General features: G+C 65.2%; 22 protein-coding genes. 14 read left to right on the top strand and 8 right to left on the bottom strand.

The genetic code is table 11. The features are described 5' to 3' along the window. Positions 1–137: 137 nt before the first annotated feature. Together ACZ1JV_RS00500 and ACZ1JV_RS00495 are read right to left on the bottom strand one after the other, a co-directional pair. Positions 138–956 carry a glucose 1-dehydrogenase gene (locus ACZ1JV_RS00500; protein ID WP_465149140.1) on the bottom strand — a complete coding sequence of 273 codons (819 nt, stop codon included), beginning with the start codon at positions 954–956 and terminating at the stop codon, positions 138–140. Next, positions 953–1,732, bottom strand: coding sequence for an SDR family NAD(P)-dependent oxidoreductase (locus tag ACZ1JV_RS00495; RefSeq protein ID WP_465149139.1), 780 nt, complete (start codon positions 1,730–1,732; stop codon positions 953–955). Before ACZ1JV_RS00495 ends, ACZ1JV_RS00500 begins: the two co-directional genes overlap by 4 nt. 149 nt (positions 1,733–1,881) lie before the next feature. Here ACZ1JV_RS00495 and ACZ1JV_RS00490 point away from each other — a divergent pair, with 149 nt between their 5' ends. Together ACZ1JV_RS00490 and ACZ1JV_RS00485 are read left to right on the top strand one after the other, a co-directional pair. Continuing rightward, positions 1,882–3,324 carry an aromatic ring-hydroxylating oxygenase subunit alpha gene (locus ACZ1JV_RS00490; protein WP_465149138.1) on the top strand — a complete coding sequence of 481 codons (1,443 nt, stop codon included), beginning with the start codon at positions 1,882–1,884 and terminating at the stop codon, positions 3,322–3,324. A 4-nt stretch (positions 3,325–3,328) separates the two neighbouring features. Continuing rightward, complete coding sequence (locus tag ACZ1JV_RS00485; RefSeq protein ID WP_465149137.1) at positions 3,329–4,105, top strand: ThuA domain-containing protein; 777 nt, start codon at positions 3,329–3,331, stop codon at positions 4,103–4,105. Between the two features lie 173 nt (positions 4,106–4,278). Here the strand turns inward: ACZ1JV_RS00485 and ACZ1JV_RS00480 are convergent, their stop codons facing one another. Continuing rightward, a complete protein-coding gene (locus ACZ1JV_RS00480; RefSeq protein ID WP_465149136.1) occupies positions 4,279–5,397 on the bottom strand; it encodes an acyl-CoA dehydrogenase family protein in 1,119 nt (372 codons plus the stop codon). Positions 5,398–5,564: 167 nt separating this feature from the next. Between ACZ1JV_RS00480 and ACZ1JV_RS00475 the strand changes: the two genes are divergently transcribed. After that, positions 5,565–6,338 (top strand): helix-turn-helix transcriptional regulator, encoded by a 774-nt coding sequence (locus tag ACZ1JV_RS00475; protein ID WP_465138981.1) that lies wholly within the window; start codon positions 5,565–5,567, stop codon positions 6,336–6,338. Positions 6,339–6,543: 205 nt separating this feature from the next. Next, the gene (locus tag ACZ1JV_RS00470) at positions 6,544–7,146 is read left to right on the top strand and encodes a hypothetical protein (RefSeq protein ID WP_465149135.1); all 603 of its coding nucleotides are present in this window, start codon (positions 6,544–6,546) and stop codon (positions 7,144–7,146) included. A 263-nt stretch (positions 7,147–7,409) separates the two neighbouring features. Here ACZ1JV_RS00470 and ACZ1JV_RS00465 read toward each other — a convergent pair whose 3' ends face one another. Further along, entirely contained in the window at positions 7,410–9,044 is a 1,635-nt protein-coding gene (locus ACZ1JV_RS00465; RefSeq protein ID WP_465149134.1) for a GMC family oxidoreductase, read from the bottom strand. Positions 9,045–9,183: 139 nt separating this feature from the next. Between ACZ1JV_RS00465 and ACZ1JV_RS00460 the strand changes: the two genes are divergently transcribed. The 9 genes from ACZ1JV_RS00460 to ACZ1JV_RS00420 all read left to right on the top strand — a co-directional run bounded on the left by ACZ1JV_RS00460 (position 9,184) and on the right by ACZ1JV_RS00420 (position 18,376). Next, the gene (locus ACZ1JV_RS00460) at positions 9,184–9,582 is read left to right on the top strand and encodes a Zn-ribbon domain-containing OB-fold protein (protein ID WP_465149133.1); all 399 of its coding nucleotides are present in this window, start codon (positions 9,184–9,186) and stop codon (positions 9,580–9,582) included. After that, positions 9,579–10,751: a thiolase family protein gene (locus tag ACZ1JV_RS00455; protein WP_465149132.1), complete on the top strand. Its 1,173-nt coding sequence runs from the start codon at positions 9,579–9,581 to the stop codon at positions 10,749–10,751. The genes ACZ1JV_RS00460 and ACZ1JV_RS00455 overlap by 4 nt, the downstream gene beginning before the upstream one ends. A 5-nt stretch (positions 10,752–10,756) precedes the next feature. After that, positions 10,757–11,965, top strand: a complete 1,209-nt coding sequence (locus ACZ1JV_RS00450) for an acyl-CoA dehydrogenase family protein (RefSeq protein WP_465149131.1) — start codon at positions 10,757–10,759, stop codon at positions 11,963–11,965. Between the two features lie 46 nt (positions 11,966–12,011). Continuing rightward, the gene (locus ACZ1JV_RS00445) at positions 12,012–13,001 is read left to right on the top strand and encodes a thiamine pyrophosphate-dependent dehydrogenase E1 component subunit alpha (protein ID WP_465149747.1); all 990 of its coding nucleotides are present in this window, start codon (positions 12,012–12,014) and stop codon (positions 12,999–13,001) included. Between the two features lie 16 nt (positions 13,002–13,017). Next, the gene (locus tag ACZ1JV_RS00440) at positions 13,018–14,031 is read left to right on the top strand and encodes an alpha-ketoacid dehydrogenase subunit beta (RefSeq protein WP_465149130.1); all 1,014 of its coding nucleotides are present in this window, start codon (positions 13,018–13,020) and stop codon (positions 14,029–14,031) included. A gap of 13 nt (positions 14,032–14,044) precedes the next feature. Further along, the gene (locus ACZ1JV_RS00435) at positions 14,045–15,475 is read left to right on the top strand and encodes a 2-oxo acid dehydrogenase subunit E2 (protein WP_465149129.1); all 1,431 of its coding nucleotides are present in this window, start codon (positions 14,045–14,047) and stop codon (positions 15,473–15,475) included. 73 nt (positions 15,476–15,548) lie between these two features. Further along, complete coding sequence (locus ACZ1JV_RS00430) at positions 15,549–16,094, top strand: VOC family protein (RefSeq protein ID WP_465149128.1); 546 nt, start codon at positions 15,549–15,551, stop codon at positions 16,092–16,094. After that, the gene (locus ACZ1JV_RS00425) at positions 16,091–17,305 is read left to right on the top strand and encodes an acyl-CoA dehydrogenase family protein (protein WP_465149127.1); all 1,215 of its coding nucleotides are present in this window, start codon (positions 16,091–16,093) and stop codon (positions 17,303–17,305) included. The genes ACZ1JV_RS00430 and ACZ1JV_RS00425 overlap by 4 nt, the downstream gene beginning before the upstream one ends. A gap of 3 nt (positions 17,306–17,308) precedes the next feature. Next, positions 17,309–18,376 (top strand): phosphotransferase, encoded by a 1,068-nt coding sequence (locus ACZ1JV_RS00420; protein ID WP_465149126.1) that lies wholly within the window; start codon positions 17,309–17,311, stop codon positions 18,374–18,376. 119 nt (positions 18,377–18,495) lie between these two features. On the opposite strand, the gene ACZ1JV_RS00415 is transcribed toward ACZ1JV_RS00420, so the two are convergent. Both ACZ1JV_RS00415 and ACZ1JV_RS00410 read right to left on the bottom strand, forming a co-directional pair. Beyond that, positions 18,496–19,365: an exonuclease domain-containing protein gene (locus ACZ1JV_RS00415; protein ID WP_465149125.1), complete on the bottom strand. Its 870-nt coding sequence runs from the start codon at positions 19,363–19,365 to the stop codon at positions 18,496–18,498. Positions 19,366–19,450: 85 nt separating this feature from the next. Continuing rightward, positions 19,451–20,371 (bottom strand): LysR family transcriptional regulator, encoded by a 921-nt coding sequence (locus ACZ1JV_RS00410; RefSeq protein ID WP_465149124.1) that lies wholly within the window; start codon positions 20,369–20,371, stop codon positions 19,451–19,453. Positions 20,372–20,504: 133 nt separating this feature from the next. On the opposite strand from ACZ1JV_RS00410, the gene ACZ1JV_RS00405 reads away from it, so the two are divergent. Beyond that, positions 20,505–21,050, top strand: a complete 546-nt coding sequence (locus ACZ1JV_RS00405) for a hypothetical protein (RefSeq protein ID WP_465149123.1) — start codon at positions 20,505–20,507, stop codon at positions 21,048–21,050. A 75-nt stretch (positions 21,051–21,125) separates the two neighbouring features. Here ACZ1JV_RS00405 and pip read toward each other — a convergent pair whose 3' ends face one another. Both pip and ACZ1JV_RS00395 read right to left on the bottom strand, forming a co-directional pair. Beyond that, the gene (gene pip / locus ACZ1JV_RS00400; protein ID WP_465149122.1) at positions 21,126–22,082 is read right to left on the bottom strand and encodes a prolyl aminopeptidase; all 957 of its coding nucleotides are present in this window, start codon (positions 22,080–22,082) and stop codon (positions 21,126–21,128) included. Between the two features lie 92 nt (positions 22,083–22,174). Next, positions 22,175–23,110: a DMT family transporter gene (locus ACZ1JV_RS00395; protein WP_465149121.1), complete on the bottom strand. Its 936-nt coding sequence runs from the start codon at positions 23,108–23,110 to the stop codon at positions 22,175–22,177. Positions 23,111–23,203 lie beyond the last annotated feature (93 nt).

Here is a 23,203-nt window from a genome sequence, read left to right as displayed (position 1 = left end):
GAGCGGGAATGGGGGCATGGAACCAGGACCGCTTCCTGAATGGGACAGGGGAGTATTGAACAAACCCCGCTCACCCTGAGCTTGTCGAAGGGTCAGGCCAAACCTCGGGCCCTCAGCAAACAAGGCACCACGCATCGTCACTGCGCGGTCCAGCCGCCATCCACGACCAGTTCCGCGCCGGTCATGTAGGAACTGTCGCTGGAAGCGAGGAAGAACACCGCGCTGGCGAGTTCGGACGGTTCGGCCAGCCGGCCCATCGGCGTCTTGCCGGACATCAGATCCACCAGATCCTGCGGCTTTTCCGCAACGCCCTTGTCCACCCAGCGCTGGAAGCCTTCCTTCAGCAGCGGCGTCATCACGAAGCCGGGATGCAGCGAATTGGCGCGGATCGGCATCTGCTTGCCGGCGAATTCCAGCGCGATGGACTTGGTGAACAGCCGCACCGCACCCTTGCTGGCGTTGTATCCGGAAACCTCGCTCATGCCGACAAGGCCCATGATCGAACTGACGTTGATGATCGAGGCGCCGCCCGCCACTTCCGCCCCGCTCGTGGCCATCAGCGGCACGAACGTGCGCACACCCAAGAATACGCCGTCGACATTGATGCTCATGATCCGCCGCCAGCCTTCCAGAGAGGTTTCGGCAACCGGGCCGGTCAGATCGATGCCTGCGTTGTTGACCAGGATGTGCAGCTTGCCGTGCCGCTGGGTGACGGCATCCAGCACTGCCTGCCAGTCATCTTCGCTGGTGACGTTGGCGCGCACATAGCTGGCCGCCTGACCCAGCCGGCCGAGCGTCTCACCCACAAGCGGGCTGTCCTGCGCTTCCAGATCGGTCAGCACCACTTCCGCGCCTTCGGCCAGAAAGCGCTCCACACAGGCCAGCCCGATGCCGCGAAGGCCCCCCGAAACGAGCGCCACGCGGCCCTTCAGCCGCTGCGAACCCAGATCGCTCATACGCCCATCATCCCTGCCGTGGTTGCCCCGTCGATCACGTATTCGCTGCCGGAGACGAACTGCGATTCGTCCGATGCGAACCACGCCACCAGCCCGGCGATCTCGTCCACTTGGGCCATGCGGCCCAGCGGCGACATGCCTTCGTAGGCGGCGCGCGTGGCCACCGGATCGCCGGAAGTTTCGATCAGGTTGCGGATCATCGCGGTCTCCACCACGCCGGGCAGGATCGCGTTCACGCGAATGCGGTACTTGCGGTTGCCCGCGTGGACCGCCGCCGATTTCACCAGCGCGACGACTGCCGCCTTGGACACCGAATAGGCCACGAAATTGCCCATCGCCCGATGCGCGTTCATGGAGGAGTTGACCAGGATCGATCCTGCTGCCCCGTCCGGATTGCGGGCCATCAGCCGCATCGCGTGCTGCACGGTGAGCATCGCGCCGGTCTGGTTGACGCCGATGACGTTTTCCCAGCCCTCCAGCGTGATATCCTCCACGCTGCCGTCGCCGTGCTCGGTGCCGGCATTGGCGAAAGCGAAGTCCAGCCGGCCATAGTCGGCGGCGATCCGGGCGGAAAGCGCATCCCACGCGGCACCGTCGCGCACGTTGTGGCTGACGAATTCGGCCCCGGTCGCGGCGCAAACCTCGTCCGCGGCGCTGCGGTTGGATCCGGTGAATATAACACGCGCGCCTTCCGCGCAGAGCCGCCGCACCGCACCCGCGCCGATGCCGGATGTTCCTCCGGTGACCAGCGCCACCTTGCCTTCAAGCCGCTTCACGGCATTCTCCCGTCTTATGCGTTGCTTCGAACATGGCCGATCTTCGCCGGGGGGCAACCTATGATTAGAGCAAGGTGACTTCGCCTTCCCACCGGTCCAGACATGCCCCAAACAGGGAAAAACGAAACAGGTTGGGAGACCTTGGACCGATGGCCGAACGTGACCCCGAATTGGGCTCTACGCTGGGAGAAGACCGCAGCGAGGGTATCAGCTGGGCCGAACTCATGGCGCAGGATTCGCGGGCGGCCCCCGCGATCCTGACGCAGGAGAGCTACACTTATCGCGGGTCAGACCCGATCCCCGCCGCCCGCTACACCAGCGCCGAATTCGCGAAGCTGGAGCGGGAACGGATGTGGCCCTACGTCTGGCAGTTCGTCGCGCGGGAGGAAGACCTGCCGGAGCCCGGCGACTTCATCGTCTATGAGAACGCGGGCCGGTCCTACCTCGTCAGCCGGCAGGACGATGGATCGATCCGCGCCATGCACAACGTCTGCCTCCATCGCGGCCGCAAGCTGCGCACGGAGGAAGGCCATGCGGACAAGTTCGTCTGCCCGTTCCACGGCTTTGCGTGGAAGAAGGACGGCAGCTTCGATTCCATGCCATGCCAGTGGGACTTTCCGCATCTGGCGGAACAGAACCTCGACCTGCCGGAGGCCGAAGTGGGCCGCTGGGCGGGCTATGTCTTCATCCGCGAGGAGAAGGGCGGGCCCAGTCTGGAGGAATTCCTGGCCCCGCTGCCCGAGCACTTCAAGCGCTGGCGGCATGAGGAATGCGCCAGCGTCATGCGCGTGGCCAAGGAAGTGCCGGCCAACTGGAAAGTGGTGATGGAGGCCTTCATGGAGGCCTGGCACACCATCGTCACCCACCCGCAGCTGCTGCCGTTCACCGGCGATTCCAACGCCGCCTACTGGACCTGGGGGGACAATGTGAACGTCAACCTTGTCCCCTTCGGCGTGATGAGCCCGCATATCGAACAGGGTCAGGGAGAGCAGTGGATCGTCGACGAGTTCATCAAGTACAACGGCCGCTCCGGAGACAATTACGAGGGCGAGGCCTCGGCCAATCCCATGGCGATCCGGGTGCCCGAAGGCGTCACCGCCCGCGCCGCGCTGGGCGCGGCGATGCGCGCCGCCTATACAGAGAGCACCGGCTACGACCATGCCGAGGCGACCGACGCGGAGCTGCTGGACGCGCTGGTCTATAACGTCTTCCCCAACTTCGCGCCCTGGGGCGGGTATATGCCGAACATCGTCTACAACTGGCTGCCGGGTAAGACGCCGGACACTTGCGTGATGGAAGTGCGCATTCTGGCGCGCATTCCCAAGGGCCAGCCGATCCCGCGCGGCGCGCCGCTGAAGATGCTGCGGCTGGACCAGAAGTGGACCGAGGCGCCGGAGCTGGGCATTCTGGGCGATGTGTTCGAACAGGACATGGACAACCTGCCCTTCGTTCAGGAGGGGCTGCATGCCTCGAAGACGGGCAAGGTGAACCTGGGCAACTATCAGGAAATCCGCATCCGCCAGTTCCAGGATACTTTGATGAAGTACATCGACGGCGAACTGGGCCAGACCACGCCCGAAGGGATGGCCTGACCGCATGAGCGAAACCGCTGAAAGCCGCCCGCCGCGTATCGACTGCGTGTTGATCTGCGGCGGGGTCTGGCACGACATGGACTTCGCCCGGCTGGAACTGCTGAAGCTTCTGGCCGAGGATCCTTCGGTGCGCACCCGCGTGTTCGAGGATTACGAGAACCTCGACGCTATCCGCTCCGCCCATGTGTTGATCACGTATACCTGCGACGTCACGCCATCGCTGGCGGCGCAGGAGGTGCTGCGCGACTGGCTTTCCGCCGGCGGGCGCTGGTACGCGCTTCACGGCACCAATTCGGTGCTGCGCCTGCTGGAGAACGGTCCCAATGCCGGGCTATGGGATGCGCCGCGCTGGACCCCGCTGTTCATGGACCTGCTGGGCAGCCAGTTCGTCAGCCACCCGCCGATCGCGCCCTATACCGTCACCGTCGCCGATCCCGGCCATCCGCTGGTAGAGGGGATCGAACCGTTCGAGACGACCGACGAACTCTACCACATGGAATGCCATGGCGACCTGCATGTGCTGCTGGAAACCGAATGCACAGAGGAAGGCACCGGCTTCGTGGAGGCGGCGCAGGCCATCGGCACGCATCCGGTGATGTACATCAAGCAGCATGGCAAGGGCGCGGTGCTCTACAACACGCTCGGCCATTGCCGGGGGCATTACGACTTGCAGCCCATGCTGGACTGGTGGCCGACGGTGGACCGCTGTGCCTGGGACTTGCCGGTGTTCTACGATCTGCTGCGCCGGGGAATCGGCTGGATCAAGCGCCGGGAGAAATAGCGGCTAGAGAAGGAAGCGGGGCCCCCGCCTGCGCGGGGGCGACGGGTGTTTGGGCGGGGCGGATTCCAATATCAACGCAATTGCCCGTTTTGCGTCCAGCACACCCCATCAAACATCACCTCGTCGCCCCCGCGGAGGCGGGGGCCCCGCTTGTGCTTTTTCCCCCTCCACACTCAGTTCAACAACCGCGCATAACGATCCAGCGCCGCTTCCGGTCCTTCCGGCCAGCGGGAAAGCACCAGCAACCGCTTGTGGCCCGCACCGATCGCCAGTTCGTCGGTCACGCCCATGCCGCCGTGGAACTGCACCATCTCATGCGCCAGCACGATCGACGCCTCGCTGATCCACGCGCGCGCGCCGCTCACCGCCTCGGCAAAGCGGTCCCCGCCCCAGGAGACGAGCGCCAGGTTCAGCAGGGCCCGGCTCTGCTCGATGGCGGCATATTGCGCGACCATGCGGTGCTGGATCGCCTGGAACGAGCCCAGCGCCGCGCCGAACTGGTCGCGCGTGCGGACATAGTCCAGCGTGTCGTGGAACATGCGCTCCATGATGCCCAGCGCCTCGGCGCAGCGGGCCAGAGCGGCGACCTGTTGCGCCTCCTCGATAGCGGCAAGGCCGCCGTCCAGCCGGTGGCTCTCGGGCACGGAGACACCCTGCAGGATCAGCGAGGCGGCAATCGACCCGTCCGCCAGCGGCCACTCGCGGCGGCATAGGCCAGGTGTGTCGGCAGGCACGAGGAACAGCGCAACGCCCTCCGCATCCGTGGGCGCGCCGGACAGGCGGGCGGAGACGAGATAGCCGTCCGCCCCGCCGCCGGCGATGGAATAGGGCTTCACCCCGTCCAGCCGATAGCCGCCGTTATCAGGCACGGCTGCGGTCTCCACCCATGCCATCCCGTCCCGCGCTTTCGCTTCGGCGTGGGCGAGGGCGAGGCGTTTTTCGCCCGTCAACAGCCCGTCCAGCCATTCGTCCCGCAGCGCCTCCGGCGCGGTGAGCGCGAAAAGGCGGCCGGCCAGTACCGAAGCCTCGGCCAGCGGCTCCACCACCATGCCGCGTCCCAGCGCCTCGAACACCGTGGCGATGCCGGTGGCGTCGAGGCTGAGGCCGCCCAGTTCTTCCGGAAACGGCGCCGCAATCAGGCCCAGTTCGCCCAACAGCGCCCAGTTCTTGCCCGAAAACCCGCTCGGTTCCGCCAGGAACGCGCGGCGCGTGGTGTGGTCGTAAGTATTGGTGACGAAGCGCTCGGTCAGCGCCTTGAGCATTTCCTCGTCTTCGCTGAGATCGAAATTCACATGCCTCTCCCGTCTGTCACACGGGTGTAGCACCTGCCGTGGGACCATCTCCGCTGGGCAAAAGGCTAGTGTGTAAAAGGCTAGGGCAGAACGAGCCGTTTTTCGGCTTTCGGACAATTGTGCACCCCGGCGGGACGCGTTACGCTCTGTCCCAAGAGAGGAAAAACATGTCGCTGTTGTCACAGGAAAACATAGACGCCGTGCGCGTCTCCTCGCCGGCTGACATCCGCCCGGCGGCGGAGGCTCTGCACAAGATCGCCATGGACCTTGGGTACAGGGCCGCGCCCGCGCACGACATTGCCGACAAGCGCACCCCCGTCGATGGCGAGGGCAAAGTGCTGGCCATCGAAGTGTTCGGATGGGGCGATGACGAGCGGGTGTGGTGGCGCAATTCGCGCATCGCGCTCGATTCCCCGCTGACGACGGCGTGCCGCTTCGAGAGCCAGCCGTTCTGGGCCAATGCGCAGGGCTTTCGCACGCGTGAACCGAACGCCTACCTGCAGTCGATCGACATCGCCAATTTCGAACAGCGCGCCATGACCCGCGCCTGCATCGCGGTGCCGGTGCACCTACCGTTCGGCCAGATCGGTGCGGTGAGCTTCAACCCGCTGGACAAGGACCGGACCGACCTTTCGGAAGATTTCCTGCGCCTGTCGGACGCGCTGGGGCTCTATGCCCGCACGTTCATTGCGACTTACATTCAGGTGATGGGCTCCACCCAGGCGCTGCCGCCGGAATCGCGCCTGTCCAAGCGCGAAGTGGAATGCCTGCGCTGGGCGGCGATCGGCAAGACCGATCTGGAAATCAGCATGATCATGTCCCGCAGCCGCGCCACCGTGCGCTTCCACATCCACAACGCGGCGACCAAACTGAACGCGGTGAACCGCAGCCAGACGGTCTTCAAGGCAGCGCAACTGGGGTACATCTCGCTGCATAACTAGGGCTTGATCCAAAGCGTGTGAACGGGGGCGGATGGCACCTTTGCGCGATTTTCGCACGGAAGCGGGCGTTCCGGATGCGCCAACAAAGCGGACATGACCGCAATTAAAAGATTCCGGACGATCTCATCACCAGACGGGACTGATATTAACCAAGTCCAACTATCGCCTCATCACAGCGCAAACAATTTGTGATGAAGGAACAGGGATGAGCGGCAAGGTTTGGATTAGCATCGCGCCAGGCCATGTTAGTAATATGCGTCCCTTTGTGAGCAGTATTGCCGTCGACGACATCGATCGAAACCGTAATGGCGAGCCACTACCGGCGGATTCCTTCCCAACCGAAATATGGGGCATGGCAAAGGCGCGGGAAGGCAATTATAATCTCCCGGATGTTTGCAGGCTAGGCGGACCTTGGGTTGTCAGGGAGACAACTGCCGATGTCCTCCGGCAGTTCGATTTGGGTGAAGGAGGTCTTTACCCGGTTAGAGTGCTCAAGAAAGATCAGCGTACACCGGTCGAAGGGGAATGGTCCTGCCTCAATTTCGGTAACAAGAAGGTCGCTTTCTTGTTAGATGAATCGGAGAATGCCAGTGAAGGCTACATCCGCAAGGGTGAAAAGGGATGGCTTCCTGGATGGTCGCTAAAGGATAACCAGTTCGCAGTTTCTTCAGTTGCTCTTGAAGGTCCCGACATCTGGGTAGACACTAACGTTGGTGACGCATTTTTCGTCAGCGACCAGCTTTGCAGAGCCTTGAAAAAAGCAAAGGCCGACAAAGGTTTCTTTTTCAAGAAGTGCCGAGTCATTTGACGCCGCCTTATCGTTTTCCCTAAAGGCAGCGCAATTCCGCTAAGAATTGCGCTGCGCGCGGCGTTCGAGGTGTCCACACTTTGGGATACGTACCAGATGCTGTCGTACTGCGAATGGGCTCGACAGCCTCCCAAAGTGGGTTTTCCCACAAAACGGGAACGTCCGCTTACCCCAACAAAGCCGACTCTCCGCCGCATTGATGCGCTGCCAGAAAGCCGACAGTCATTCAGCGTCGGAATTTGATCATGCGCCCGGAGATCGAGCTAGAACGTAATCCGGTCCTCCAGCATCAGCTTCGCGCCGCGCAGGCCCAGTGCCATGGCGGGGGCGTTGGTGTTGCCCGTTACGTGGCCCGGCATCACCGAACAGTCCGCCACCCGCACGCCGGTCACGCCATTTACCCGCAGGCGCGGATCGACCACCGCTGCCGGATCGCTGCCCATGCGGCAGGAGCGGATGGCGTGGAGGCCGCAACTGGACAGGCGGCGGAACGCGGCGAGGATGGCCGCGTCGCTGTCGATGTCTGCGCCGGGCACCAGTTCCGCGCCCACCATCTGTCCCAGCGGTGCCTCGGCCATGAAAGCGCGCATCTTGCGCACCAAGGCGACGGCGGAGCGGCGATCGTGCTCGGTCGTCAGGAAATTGTGGCGGATGTCGGCAAGGTCGCCGGAGTTCGGGCCGGTTGCCCGCACCGCGCTCTCGCTGGTGAGGCGCAGCAACTGGCCGTAGATGGTGACGCCGGGACGCGGGTCGATCTTGTCGAGCGGGACCGGGTCCTTGTCATCGCCGACCTTGAAAGTGTAGCCGCCCAGATAGAACTGCGCGTCCGTCCGCCCGTCGGGATGGGCGACATTGCAGAACGCGCCGACCTCGAAAGGCCCGGTTGCCAGCACGCCGTCATGTCGCAGCAGATAGCGCAGCATGGCCATGGCCGCGCCCACGCCGAAGAAGCTGCGGTTGGTGCCGCGCCCGTGCTCCAGTCGGTAGGGGATCGAGATCGACAGGTGCTCGATCATCCGTTCCCCCACGTCGGGCGAATGGACGAGCGGGGCGATCCCCGCAGCCTTCAGCCTTTCGGCATCGCCGATGCCGGAGCGCTGGAGCAGCAGCGGGCTTTCCATCGCGCCGGCGCTCACGACGATCTCCCCGCAGCAGGCGAAGTGTTGCGGTGCGCCGTTCACCACCGCGTCGATCCCCGTGGCGCGGGTGCCGTCGAACACGATCCGCTCCGCCAGGGCGCCGGTCACCACCGTCAGGTTCGGCCGTCCGCGTGCTGCCGCCAGATAAGTCCGTGCCGAGGATTCGCGGCGGCCATTTCGGATGTTGTGGCTGTAATAGCCGACGCGTGGGCCGGCCGCCGCGTTGAGGTCGTCCACGCGGCGCAGGCCCAGCGCTTCGCCGGATTCGATCATGCGCTCTGCCAGCGGGTACGTGTAGCAGGCGGGATCGACGTGGACGAGGCCGCCGCTGCCGCGCATCAGGGAAGCGCCCGCCGCGTGGTCCTCCAGTTCCACGAAGGCGGCCGTCATGCTCGCGCCGTTCCAGCCGGTGGCGCCCGCGTCGCTTTCCCAGGCGTCGTAGTCGGTCGGTTCGCCCCGGCTCCAGATCATGCCGTTGATCGAGGATGAGCCGCCAAGGCCCTTGCCCCGGATCCAGACTTCGCCGCCCGCCTCGTTCGCGCCTTCCTCGCGCGGCTGACTGACCGGATAGGCCCACATGTGTTCGGGCTTCTTCACCAGCTTGGCCACGCCTTTGGGCAGGGTGACCCAGAAGCTGTCGTTCGCGCCGCCTGCCTCCAGCAGCAGCACTTGCGCGCGGCCGTCCGCGCTCAGCCGTTCCGCCATGACGCAGCCGGCCGAACCGGCGCCGACGATGATGTAGTCCCAGCTTTTTGCCATGGCTTCGTTCTCCCGCCCCACTGCGTCGCACGAACTGGCACATTGGCTACCCTAGCGTTTTGGTGAGTCACAAAGCCGGGGCGGGCACGCTTAAATCATTCACATCAACGGACTCGAAAGCCGAGAGATGGGGAGAACGATGCGCGCCATTGCCGAAGGCCTGTTCACCGACGAAACGCCGCCCCGGCTGCTGGGCGGCCGTGAGCGGACCACCGGGCGCGTGGTGTTTCCCTGCCCTGCCGGCGACGCCTGCGACCCCGTGCCGCTGGCGCGCGAGGGCCGGCTCTGGTCCTACACCGTGCAGCGCTATCGCCCCAAGACGCCGCCCTATGCCGGGCCCGAGGCCTTTGCGCCGTGGATCGTCGCCTATGTCGAGCTGCCGGGCGAGGTGATCGTGGAGGCGCGGCTGGTGGATGTGGCGTTCGATGCGGTGGAGATCGGCATGCCGCTGCGCCTCGTACAGGTGCCGCTCGATCCCGATGCGGCCGAGCCGCTGGCCATTCCGGCCTTCGCGCCGATCGAGGGGGCGGGGGCATGAGCGACGTCTGCATCGTCGGCATCGGCATCCATCCCTTCGGGCGCACCGATGGCCTGTCCGGCGTCGATCAGGGCGTCTTCGCGGTGCGGCAGGCGCTGGCCGATGCGGGGGTGGACTGGCCGCAAGTCCAGTTCGCCTATGGCAGTTCGGACGCAGCCGGAAACCCCGATACCATGGTGGACCGGCTGGGGCTGACCGGCGTGCAGTTCATCAATGTGCGCAACGGCTGCGCGGCGGGCGGATCGGCGCTGTTTTCGGCGCAGATGGCGATCAAGTCCGGCGAGTTCGAGCTTGGCCTTGCGGTCGGCTTCGACAAGCATCCGCGCGGCGCCTTCAATGCCCTGCCCAGCGAATACAACCTGCCGGATTGGTACGGGGAGGCGGGCTACATGGTCACCACCCAGTTCTTCGCGGCGAAGATCATGCGCTACATGCACATGTTCGGTATCTCCCACCAGACGCTGGCCCGCGTGGCGGAAAAGGCCTTTCGTAACGGTGCCCACGCGCCGCATGCCTGGCGGCGCCAGCCGGTGCCGATCGAGGAGATCCTGGCCGCGCCGCTCGTGTCGGATCCCTATACCAAGTACATGTTCTGCTCCCCTGCCGAGGGGGGCGTGGCGCTTGTCCTCGCCAGCGAGAAGAAGGCGCGCGAATTGGGCAAGCCGCTGGTCCGCCTGAAGGCCGCGACCATGCGCACGCGCCCGCCGCACAGTTTCGAGGTTTTTGCGCCCAGCGTGGACGTGGTGGCGGATGACAGCGCGCCGCGCGGCACCGCCACGCGCATCGCCTCCGCCGATGCCTTCCGTCTGGCCGGGATCGGTCCGGGCGACATCGACGTGGCGCAGCTTCAGGATACCGAGGCGGGTGCGGAGATCATGCACATGGCCGAAAACGGCTTCTGCGCCGATGGCGATCAGGAACGCTGGCTGGCCGAAGGATGGACCGAGATCGGCGGGACGCTGCCGGTCAACACCGATGGCGGCTGCCTTGCCTGCGGAGAGCCGATCGGCGCTTCGGGTCTGCGGCAGGTCTACGAAAACGTGGTGCAATTGCGCGGGGACGGCGGCGGCCGTCAGGTGCCCGGCCACAGGCGGGGCGGCCCCAAGACGGCCTACAGCCACGTCTACGGCGCGCCGGGCGTATCCGCGGTGACGATTCTGGAACGATAGAACGGATGGATATCGAACTCTCCCCCGCCGACGAAGCTTTCCGTGAGGATGTGCGCGCCTTTCTGCGCGATCATCTGCCCGATGCGGTGAAGGCCGGCGCCGCCGCCACGCCTTCGGTCTTCGTGGAGCCGGACATCGGGCAGGCCTGGAACGCGGTGCTCGCCGCCAAGGGCTGGCTCGGCTATCAATGGCCGGTCGAACATGGCGGCACCGGCTGGACCCCGCTGCAGCGCTACCTGTTCGAGAAGGAATGCGCCGCCGCCGGCGCGCCGAACCTGACCGTGCTGGGCCTGAAGCTGCTGGCCCCGGTGCTCTGGACGTTTGGCAGCGCGGCGCAGAAGGCCCGCTATCTGCCGCGCATCCTTTCCGGTGAGGATTACTGGTGCCAGGGCTTTTCGGAGCCCGGCGCGGGGTCCGACCTTGCCAGCCTGAAGACGCGCGCGGTGCGAGAAGGCGATCACTACGTGGTCAACGGATCGAAGATCTGGACGACCCATGCCCACCACGCCAACGGCATGTTCACGCTGGTGCGCACCGATCCGGAGGTGAAGAAGCAGGCGGGCATCTCGTTCCTGCTGATCGACCTTGCCAGCCCCGGCGTTTCGGTGCGGCCGATCCTGACGACGGCGGGCGACCATGAGGTCAATCAGGTCTTCCTGGAAGACGTGCGCGTGCCCGTCGAAAACCTTGTGGGCGAGGAAGGGCAGGGCTGGACCATTGCCAAATTCCTCCTCGAAAACGAGCGCGGCGGATCGTGCCATGCGCCGAAACTCGGCTACGACCTCGCCCAGATCGAGGCGGCGGCGAAAGCGGAAAGCGACGGGAACGGCGGTTGTCTGGCCGGCAGCGCGGACTGGCGCCGCCGCATGGCCAAGGCCCGGCTGGGCGTGGAAGCGCTGGAAATGATCGAGCTGAAGATCATCTCCGAAATCGCCAAGGGCCGGAAGCCGGGGCCGCAGACCTCGCTCACCAAGTTGCTGGCATCGAACTTGCGGCAGGAGATCGACCTCTTGGCCGTGGACCTGTTCGGCATCGCCGGGCTCCAGCTGGAAACCTCACGCCCGCTCTATGGCGCCAATGCGCCGGAGCCGGTTCACTCACGCGCCGCGCAAGTCGCCGCCGCCCGCTATCTCAACAGCCGGGCCTGGACGATTTTCGGGGGGACAAACGAGGTGCAGAGCACCATCATCGCCAAGTCCGTCTTGGGCCTTTGAAGGGAACCGTGAAGACATGCGGACCACAATGGGAGAGGAAGCCGGGATGCAACTGAACCGCGAGGCGCTGACGCGCGCCTATCGGCAGATGAAGCTGATCCGCGAATTCGAGGAACGCCTTCACGAGGAGATCCAGACCGGGGAGATCGCGGGCTTCACGCACCTCTATTGCGGACAGGAAGCCGTGGCTGTGGGCGTGTGCGAACACCTTTCGCAGCGCGACAAGATCGTCTCCACCCATCGCGGCCACGGCCACTGTCTGGCCAAGGGCTGCGACGTCACCGGCATGATGAAGGAGATCTGGGGCAGCCAGGAAGGCCTGTGCAACGGCAAGGGCGGCTCCATGCACATCGCCGATATCGACAAGGGCATGCTGGGCGCCAACGGTATCGTCGGCGCCGGCGCGCCGATCGCGGTGGGCGCGGCGCTTTCGAACAAGATCGACGGGCCGGACGAGAACGGCAAGCTGGCCGTTTCCATCGCCTTCTCGGGCGACGGGGCGTGCAATCAGGGCACCACGTTCGAGGCGATGAACCTGGCCGTCGTCACCAAGGCGCCGGCGATCTTCGTCTTCGAGAACAATCACTATTCGGAACATACCGGCGATGCCTATGCCGTGGGCACCGCGCAGGACATCGCCAGCCGCGCCGAAGCCTTCGGCATGAAAGTCTGGCGGGCGGACGGGACGGACTTCTTCTCGGTATTCGACACTTTCGGCGAAGTGCTGGAATTCGTCCGCACGCCGGGCAACGGCCCCGCGGCGGTGGAATTCGATACCGAGCGCTTCTTCGGCCACTTCGAAGGCGATCCTCAGCGCTATCGCGGGGAGGGGGAACTGGACCGGCTGCGCGCCACGCGCGACTGCCTGCGCAAGTTCCGCGAGAAGGTGACCGGGGCGAAACTGCTGACCGACGCCGATCTGGACGCGGTGGATACCGATGCCCTCGGCACTATCGAGCAGGCTGTCGCAGACTCTCGCGCGGCGGCCCGGCCGCAGCCCGAGAACGTCCTCGAAAACGTTTACATCAGCTACTGACGGCGGAGCGAAACACATGGCTAAGATGATGTATCGCGACGCCATTCGCGGCACGATATTCCAGGAAATGCAGCGCGATCCGCGCGTCGTCGTACTGGGCGAGGACGTGGTGGGGGGCATGGGCACCGCCGGCGGGCCGGAGGCGATCGGCGGCATCTGGTCCACCTCCACCGGGTTCTACGATGCGTTCGGGCCGGACCGCGTGATCGATACGCCGATCAGCGAAAGCGCGATCATGGGCGCGGCGGGCGGCCTTGCTCTGGCGGGCAAGCGACCAGTGGCGGAGATCATGTTCGCGGACTTCATCGGCGTCTGCATGGACCAGCTGTGGAACCAGATCGCCAAGTTCCGCTACATGTTCGGCGGCAAGTCGGTCTGCCCGGCCGTGATCCGCATGCCCTGCGGCGCCGGCTATAACGCGGCTGCGCAGCACAGCCAGATGATCAGCCAGTTCGTGACCTCCATGCCCGGCCTGAAGGTCGTCATGCCCGCAACCCCCGCCGATGCCTGTGGGCTGCTGCGTCAGGCGATCCGGGACGACGATCCGGTGGTCTTTCTGGAGCACAAGTTTCTCTATGCGATGACCGGCGAAGTGCCGGACGATCCGGACTTCGTCATCCCCTTCGGCCACGCGCGGCTGGCGCGGGCGGGTGAGGATGTGACGATCGTCGCCTCCGGCATGATGGTCGGCTATGCGGAGACCGCCGCCGACGATCTGGCGCAGGACGGCGTGGGCTGCGACGTGATCGACTTGCGCACCACCTCTCCGCTCGATGAGGAAGCGATCCTCGATTCCGTGGAGGCGACCGGGCGGCTGGTGATCGTGGACGAGGCACCGCCGCGCTGCAGCCTTGCCACCGACATTGCCGCGCTGGTGGCGAACAAGGCTTTCGCCAGCCTGAAGGCCCCCATCGAGATGGTCACTGCGCCGCATACCCCGGTGCCCTTCGCCCGCGAGTTGGAAGGCGCCTACCTGCCCAGCCCCGCGAAAGTCGCCGCCGCCGTCCGCAAGACGCTGGCATACCGTTGAGGAGGGCGCCGTCATGAGCAGGATCCGCGCTTTCACGATGCCCAAGTGGGGCATCGAGATGACGGAAGGGACCGTGGCCGAATGGATGGTCAAGGAAGGCGACAGCTTCACGCGCGGTCAGACGCTGTGCCTGATCGAGACCGCCAAGATCACCAACGAAGTTGAGGCCGAATACGACGCCACCGTGCGCCGCATCATGGTCACCGGCGGCACCGAGGCCGAGCCGGTGGGCGCGCTGCTGGCGGTGTTCGACGAGGGCGCGCATTCGGATGACGAAATCGACGCCTTCATAGCCGGTTTCACGCCCGCCGAGGGCGGCGTGGCCCAGGGCGCGTCGAAGGCGAAAGTGGCGGAACCGGTCGGCGCCATCGCTGGCACGCCCGAACGCGTGCGCGTGCCGATCGAGACCAACCGCCCGATCAGCCCGGAGGCGCTGCGGCTGGCGGAAGAGGAAAGCGTCGACATCGCTGCGATCGAGGGATCGGGGCGGGGTGGCCGCATCACCCATCAGGACGTGGTTAAGGCCATGCGCGGACCGGCCCGTCCGGTACTGAAGGGCGCTCTGGCGCTGCCGGAGGACGACGCGAAAGTCTTTGCCTCCCCGCTCGCCCGCCGCATCGCCGCGCTGCACGGGATCGTGCTGGCCGGAGTGGCCGGAACCGGCCCGCGTGGCCGCATTTCCAAGGCCGATGTGCTCGCGCTGATTCCCGCGCCGGCCAATTCGGATGGCTTGGCGCCGCCCGCGTTCGTCGCCGGCGCCAACCAGCCGGAGATCGTTCCCTTCGACCGCATCCGCAAGGTGGTCGCCCAGCGTCTGACGCAGGCGAAGCAGGAAATCCCGCACTTCTACTTGCGCCTGTCTGCCCGCGCTGATGCGCTGCTGGACTTGCGGGGGAGCGCCAATCTGGTGCTGGGCTGCAAGGCTTCGGTGAACGACTGGGTGGTCAAGGCCTGCGCGATGGCGCTCGTCCGCCATCCGGAGGTCAACGTGCAGGTCCACGGCACCGATATCTACCGCTTCCCCCATGCCGACATTGCGATTGCGGTGGCCGGCCCCAAGGGCCTCGTCACCCCGGTGGTGCGGCAGGCGGACCGGATGCGGATCGACCAGCTTGCCGCCGAAACCCGCCGCCTGATCGACAAGGCGCAAAGTAAGGGGCTCGGCATGGAGGACATGGAGGGTGGCACGTTCTCCGTCTCCAACCTGGGCATGTTCGGGGTCGAGAACTTCGATGCGATCATCAACCCGCCTCAGGGCGCGATCCTGGCCGTCGGCGCGGCGCAGCGCCAGCCGGTGGAGACCGCGTCTGGCGGCGTGGCGTTCGAAACGCGGATCTCCCTGACTCTCTCTGTCGATCACCGCGCCATCGACGGGGCTGCCGGCGCGCAGTTCCTGCAGACGCTAAAGACTCTCATCGAGGAGCCGCAAGGCCTCTTCGCCTGAGCGCTTATATTTGTCGCATTTTCCGAGTCGTCAGGTGTGCCACCTGACTTGAAAACGCTTTAGAGGACAGATCATGACAAGTCCGGCCAAACCGGGACCGCTCAAAGCACTGGGGGACGTGATCCAGCTGGCCTACTTCCCCAGCGATTTCGACGCCGCGCTGACGTACTGGATCGAAACCGTGGGCGTCGGCCCGTTCTTCGTGCTGAACGACGTGCGGCTGGGCGAGATGAAGTACAAGGGCCAGCCCACCGATGCCACCTTCTCGATGGCGATCGGTTACTGGGGCGATATCCAGATCGAGCTGATCCGCACCCAGAGCACGGCTCCGTCGCTCTACACCGGCGAATATGCGGTGCGCGACCGGCTGCACCATGTCTGCGTCTTCGTGAAGGACATTGCCGAGGCACGCCGCGCCTGCGCCGAAGTGGGCGCCGAAGTGATCGTGGAGGGCAAAGTGGGCGACGATGGCGAGGTGATCTACGTCGATCCCGGCCAGGGCCCCGGTTTCGTGATCGAATACCTCCAGCCCATGGCCGGATCGGAGGGCCTGTTCGAGATGATGAAGGCCGCTGCGCGCGACTGGGACGGCAGCGATCCCGTGCGGGTGCTGCAATGAGCGCGCCGCTCTCCCCCTACGCCGCCGCCATGGCCGACCGCGTCGAGGCTTTCGTGCGCGAAGTCGTTGTGCCTTACGAGAACGATCCGCGCCGCGACCATCACGGCGCACCGACCGACGATCTCGTCATGGAAATGCGCGGCAAGGCGCGCGCGGCGGGCGTGCTCACCCCGCATATCCGCGCCGACGGCAGCCACCTGACCCAGCGCGAGACGGCCGAAGTGCTGATCCGCTCCGGCCTCTCTCCGCTCGGCCCGCTGGCCTGCAACACCATGGCGCCCGATGAGGGCAACATGTACCTGATCGGCCATGTCGGCTCGCCCGAATTGAAGGCGCGGTTCCTGCAGCCGCTGGTGGAGGGCAAGGGCCGCTCCGCCTTCTTCATGACCGAACCGGCCGACTGGGGCGGCGCCGGGTCCGACCCATCGATGATGAAGACCACTTGCCGCCGCGATGGCGACCACTGGGTGATCGACGGGCGCAAGACCTTCATCACGGGCGCCAAGGGGGCGATGGTGGGCATCGTCATGGCCGCATCGGTGGATCAGGAGAGCAAGGGCGGGGCCTGCATGTTCCTGGTCGATCTGCCCGATCCCGCCATCGTGATAGACGAGGTGCCGAACACCATCGACAGTTCGATGCCCGGTGGCCATTCCACTGTGACGATCCGAGAGCTTCGCGTTCCCGCCGCGCAGATGCTGGGCGATCCGGGCGAGGGCTTCAAGTATGCGCAGATCCGCCTCAGCCCCGCACGCCTTTCGCACTGCATGCGCTGGCTGGGCGCCTGCATCCGCGCGCACGAGATTGCCGTGGACTATGCCTGCCGACGCGAGGCTTTTGGCAAGACGCTGATCGATCACGAAGGCGTGGGCTTCATGCTCGCCGAAAACCGCATCCTGATCCAGCAGTGCAGGCTGATGATCGACTGGTGCGCGGGCGTGCTGGACACCGGATCGCTGGGCACGGTTGAAAGTTCGATGGCGAAAGTCTCGGTCAGCGAGGCCTTGATGAAGATAGCCGACAACTGCGTGCAGGTGATGGGCGGCACCGGGGTTACCGATCGCACGATCGTGGAGCAGGTGTTCCGCGAAATCCGTGCCTTCCGCATCTATGACGGGCCGACCGAAGTGCACAAATGGTCGCTCGCCAAGAAGATCAAGCGCGAATGGAAGCAGGCGCAAGAGGCCGCCCGCGCAGAGCAGGCGGCGTAAGCGATGGCCGTCGATCTCGCTGCCGACAATGCGGGCACCGTGCCCGTCCGCGAAGGCTATCGCTTCGACGAGGCGGCGCTGGCGCGCTGGATGGCGGCGCATGTCGAGGGTTTTGCCGGGCCGCTCATGGTGGAGCAATTCAAGGGCGGGCAGTCCAACCCGACCTATCGGCTCTCCACGCCCGCGCGCAACTATGTGCTGCGCCGCAAGCCGCCCGGAGACCTGCTGCCCGGCGCGCATGCGGTAGACCGCGAGGCGCGGGTGCAGATGGCGCTGGGCACGGCGGGGTTTCCGGTCGCGCGCATCCATGGCCTCTGCACCGACGACGCGGTGATCGGCACCTGGTTCTATGTGATGGACATGGTGGAGGGGCGCATCTTCTGGGATGCGACTTTCCCTGAGGTCTCTCGTGAGGAGCGGCCGGCGTACTTCGATGCGATGAATGCGACGATGGCGGCGCTGCACGCCATCGATCCCGATGCGGTGGGGCTGGGCGATTACGGCAAGCCGGGCAATTACTTCGCGCGGCAGATCGGCCGCTGGACCAAGCAGTACCAGGCCGACGAATTGGCCGGCCGCAATGCCGACATGGACGCGCTGGTGAATGCGCTGCCCGCGCTGATCCCGCCGGGGGATGAGACTTCGGTGATCCACGGCGACTGCCGCTGCGACAACATGATCTTCCACCCCACGCAGCCGCGCGTCCTGGCGGTGCTGGACTGGGAGCTTTCCACGCTGGGCCACCCGCTGGCGGATTTCGCCTATCACACGCTGATGTACCGGATGCCGCCGGAGATCGTGCCGGGCCTGATCGACGCCGATCTTGCCGCGCTGAACATCCCCTCCGAGCAGGACTACGTCGCGGCCTATTGCGCGCGCACGGGGCGGGAGGGCATTGCCAACTACGAGTTCTATGTGGCGTTCAACCTGTTCCGCCTGGCCGCGATCTTCCACGGCATCAAGGGCCGGGTGCTGCGCGGCAATGCCGCCAATGCGCAGGCGGCCAGCCGGGCCGAAAGCCTTCCCGTCCTCGCCCGCATGGCCCGCGAAAGCATGGCTGCGATAGAGTGAATTCTCCGCACCCGGCCTAGAGCATTTTCTAATCAGGTGGAATCACCTGATGACTCGGAAAATGCGCCAAACCAAAACCTTAGAGCAGTCGATCCGACGCGGTCGGGTCGAAAACTGCTCTAAAGACGGGCGCGCAGTTCCGCTTCGGTGACGATCTCCAAGCCTGCGCCAGTGATGCGCAGGTTTTCGGCCTTGCGATACTCCGCATGGGCGGCCGCCCAGCGACCGAATGGCTGGCGCGCGCTGATGACCAGCATCGTCGTGGTCGTGCCGACGCTGGAAACCACGCGCGCACCGTGCGCGGCCAGAAATTGGGCCAGGCCTTCGTCCCGCCGCTCACCCAGGATCGCGATGCGTTGGCCCTTCAGCGTGCCGGTGGAAGCGGCCCGCGGGGCCTTTCCGGGTTTCGCGGGCTTGGCCAGCCAGCCTTGCAGATCGATGCCGGTCTCCTCGATGGCCCTGAGGATGACCATGCCCGCCGCCCGCGCATCACTGAGTGCGTCGTGATGCCGGTGGCGGACTTTCAGATGGCTGGCCAGCGTGTTGAGGCGGTGATTGGGCAATTGCGGCCACGCCCGCTTGGCCACGCGCACGCTGTCAAGCCAGGTGGTTTCGATGAAGGGCAGGCCGCCGATCCGGCAAGCCGCGGATAAGGCGCCCTTGTCGAACCCGGAATGGGCGACCGTGACACGTCCGGCCAGGTGCCCTGCGACGATGCCATGGATATCGCTAAAGGTCGGCTTGCCCGCCACGTGTTCGGGCGAAATGCCATGGATGCCGATGTTGAATGTGGAGAAGTCGTCGAGCGGATCAATCAGCGTTTCGTAGGCGAAGATCTCCTGCCCATTTCTAAAGCCGACGATGCCGATCTGGCAGATGCTGCTGACCCGCGCGCAGGCGGTCTCGACATCGACCACGACGAAGTCCGGGTTTTCGGCAGCGGGGGCATCGTCCAGAGCGAAGGGGGCGTTCGAGTCAGGAAGCTTCATGGCGACCCTGTAGCAGTTCGGCCCGGAAAGCGCGATGCGCGCGGCCGGCACCGGGCTGGACCATGAAGGTCGCGTGCCACTTGCGTCAAACCGTCCAGACCGGGGGGCTTCCGACCGCGCTGCGCAGAGCAGCCATGACCACGCGAAGCCGGGCCGATGGCTGCGGAAGCGCACGTAGCAGCCAGATCCCCGAAGGGTCGGAATTCCAAGGTTCGCCAACGATCGGCAGGCGTATCAGGCTGCCCTCCTGCACATCGGGCCCCACCACCCAATCGGGCAGCAGTGCGATGCCCATGCCGGCCTGGGCCGCAAGGCGCATCGCCTCGAAATCGTCACAGCGGAAGGTTGCGGCGTGATCGCCGCCGGTGCAAGCCGGCGCGCCCAGCAGATCGGCCCAGCCCAGCAGGTCGGCGCCATGCAATTTGTCGATCAGCCGATGATCTCTCAGATCGGCAAGGCTCACCGGCATGCCGGCACGCGCGAGATAGGCCGGGCTCGCAACGAGCAGTCTGCGCTGGTCCGCCAGCTTGGCGGCGATGAGCGTGCTGTCGGCAAGCCTGCCGATCCGGATCACCGCATCGAGCCGCTCCAGCACGGGATCGGCCAGCCGCTCGGTCAGGTCCAGTTCGGCGGTCAGGCGCGGATGCTCGGCCATCAAGCGTTCCAGCGCGGGGATGACGTAGCGCTTTCCGAATGTGGGAAAGCAGGCAATGCGCACGGTACCTGCGACCATGCCGTCGAAAGCGGAGACTTCCGCATGGGTGTCGGCAAGTTGATCCAGCAGCGGCTGCGCGCGGTCATAGAGGCATTCGCCCGCGTCGGTCATGGTCAGGGCACGGGTCGAGCGGGTCAGCAGCGGCACGCCCAGCGAATGTTCCAGTGCGTCGATCTGACGAACGATGGCGGACGGCGTCTGTCCCCGTCGTCGCGCCGCCGCGGAGAAGCTGCCATGGCGCACCACTTCCACGAACACGGCCAGATGTTCGGCGAAGCGCGGATCTTTCATGCAGCAAGCTCCTTCTTTGCCAAAAACGCAAAGCCGTTAGTGCATCGCCATGCGTTATCGGCGGCACCGTGTCGAGGCATTCAGTGGGCACCGGCGAAGCAATCGCTTCCCGCCAGCCCAAAGGAGAATCGCCATGAAAATCCTCGACAAAATTCTCTCGCAGTCCGCTTACTCGCACGAGATCGATGTCCCTTTCAGCCAGATCGACATCGCCGATTGGCTATTCACGCTTTCCGAAGCGGAATATCAGCGCTGCTGCGTGCCGGATCATATCGCCGCGGGCACGACGACCACCGATGACGGGCGCCGCATGTCCATCAATGTCGAGATGATCGGCAATGGCCTGGTGGTGCAGCATTACATCGCCGACGAAGCGACGCCCAGCTATTGCCGGATGAATTCCATCTCGGACGTGTTCACGCCCAATGGCCGTACGCAGGTCAATGTCCTGTGGGAACTGATCGCGGAGGATGCCGGTAACGGCCGCACGCGTTACACCAATCGGGTCACCGCACGTCCGACGGATGCCTTCATGGCTTTCATCGCGGAACATGGGGTCAGTTACGAAGAGGCCGCTGCCGCCCGCCAAGCGGCCGGAGGCGATCACAATCGCCGGGAAACGCCGATGTTCGCCGAAAGCATCGCGCGCCGTGCCAAAGCTATTGCAGAGGCGGCATAAGCGGTTCGGTATCGCAAATCCGAGGGGACCGGGCTAGTGCATGGAACATGCGCCAGCCCGGTTTGCCAAGCTAGCCTAGTCGCCGCCCTTGTTCGCATATCGGTCCGTCGCGCGGATCAAACGATCCAGGATGCCCGGTTCCGAATAGGCATGTCCGGCGCCTTCTATCAGATGAAACTCCGCCTCGGGCCACGCCTTGTGCAGCGCCCAGGCGTAGTGGGCGGGACAGGGCATGTCGTAGCGTCCGTGGACGATCGTGCCCGGAATCGCGCGAAGCTTGTCCGTATCGCGCAGAAGCTGGCCCGGTTCGAGCCAGCAGTCATTGACGAAATAGTGCGTCTCCAGACGCGCGAACGCCAGCGCGAAATGGCCATCGTCATGCTGCTGCGACATGGCTGGATCCGGCATCAGGGTGATGACTTCACCCTCGTACAGGCTCCAGGCACGTGCCGCCTCGATCTGGTCCTCGGTCGATCCGGAAGTCAGGCGGCGATGATAGGCGTGCAGCATATCGCCCCGCTCGGCCTCGGGGATCGGCGCCAGGAAGCGTTCGTACTTGTCCGGGAACATCTGCGATACGCCGAACTGGTAGAACCAGTCTAGCTCTGGCCGCGTGCACATGTAGATGCCGCGCAGGATCAACTCGCTCACGCGCTCGGGATGTTTTTGCGCATAGGCCAGCGCGAGCGTGGACCCCCAGGAACCGCCGAAAACCAGCCATTGGTCGACACCGGTGAGCAGCCGCAGGCGTTCGATATCGGCAACCAGATGCCAGGTGGTATTGTTTTCCAGCGAGGCGTGCGGCGTGGACCGGCCGCAGCCGCGCTGGTCGAACAGCAGCACATCGTAGAGTTCCGGATCGAACAGGCCCCGATGCGCCGGTGAAATGCCGCCCCCCGGGCCGCCATGAAGGAAGACCGCCGGCTTGGCGCCCGGTGTTCCGCAGCGCTCGTAATAGATGCTGTGGCCGTCACCGGTATCGAGCGTTCCGGTTTCGTAGGGTTCGACGAGCGGGTAGGGTTGACTTAGCATGTCCTGATCCTCGACGATTTTCCTGGCGAAGGGAAGGGTGGGGGAGAGGGCCGGTGCCGCAAAATTCGCATTTTGCGAATTTTCAAACGGGCTCAGGCGAAGCGCTTCGCGCCGGCCACGCAGGCGACCACGACCAGGGTTGCGGCCAGCATCGCCGGGGCAACGTGTTCCCGCAAGAGGAAGGCGGCCAGCCCCAGTCCCAGGAACGGCTGCAGCAATTGCAATTGTCCGACCCTGGCTATCCCGCCCAGGCTGAGCCCGCGGTACCAGAACACGAAGCCGACAAGCATCGAAAAGACGGAGACATAGGCCAGCCCCAGCCAGCTTGAGGCATGTACGCCGGCCATGCCCTCCGCCGGCCAGAATGCGATCGCGCCTCCTGCGGCCAGTGGCGCGCTGAGCACAAGCGCCCAACAGATTACCTGCCACCCGCCCAGTTCCCGGCTGACCACCGCACCTTCGGCATAGCCGAGGCCGCAGACGGCAATGGCCAGGATCATCAGGCCGTCCCCCAGCGCGGATGTCTCCCCGCCTTTCAGGAGCGCGAAAGAGGCGACCGCCAGTGCGCCGACAAGGGCAAAGATCCAGAACGCGTGCGAAGGGCGCTCTCCCCCACGGATCACGCCGAAGATCGCGGTGCTCAGCGGCAGCAGGCCCATGAAGACCAGTGAACGCGCGGACGACATGTGCAGCAGCGCCAGCGCCGAAAACAAGGGAAAGCCGATGACGCAACATGCCGCCACCACACCCAGCTTCGGCCAGTGGCCCCGCGCGGGAAGCGGCTGGCGCCGGCCGGCCAGCAGGAGAAATGCCAGTCCGCCCGCGATCAGGGCGCGCACGCTGGTCAGCAGGAGGGGGGAAATGTCCAGAACCGCGAGGCGCGTCGCCGGCATCGATCCGCTGAAAATCGCCACGGCCAGCAGACCGCTGCTCCAGCCGCTGCCGCGGAAATCCGCCCATCTGCTTGCGCGACCGTCGACCTGACGGCTGCTCCTGAAATTGATCTGCCCTTCGCACTGTTCCTGCACGACTCTTCCTTCGCGATCCGATGCGTGTCGATTTTAGGCGAAGGCACTGGCGATCCCAGTGACAGAACGATACAGTATGGATAATCTGTATTG

The sequence above is a fragment of the Novosphingobium sp. BL-S-19 genome, assembly GCF_055521675.1.
Note: the sequence above shows the minus strand (reverse complement) of the source record. Positions and strands in the feature narration are given on the sequence as shown.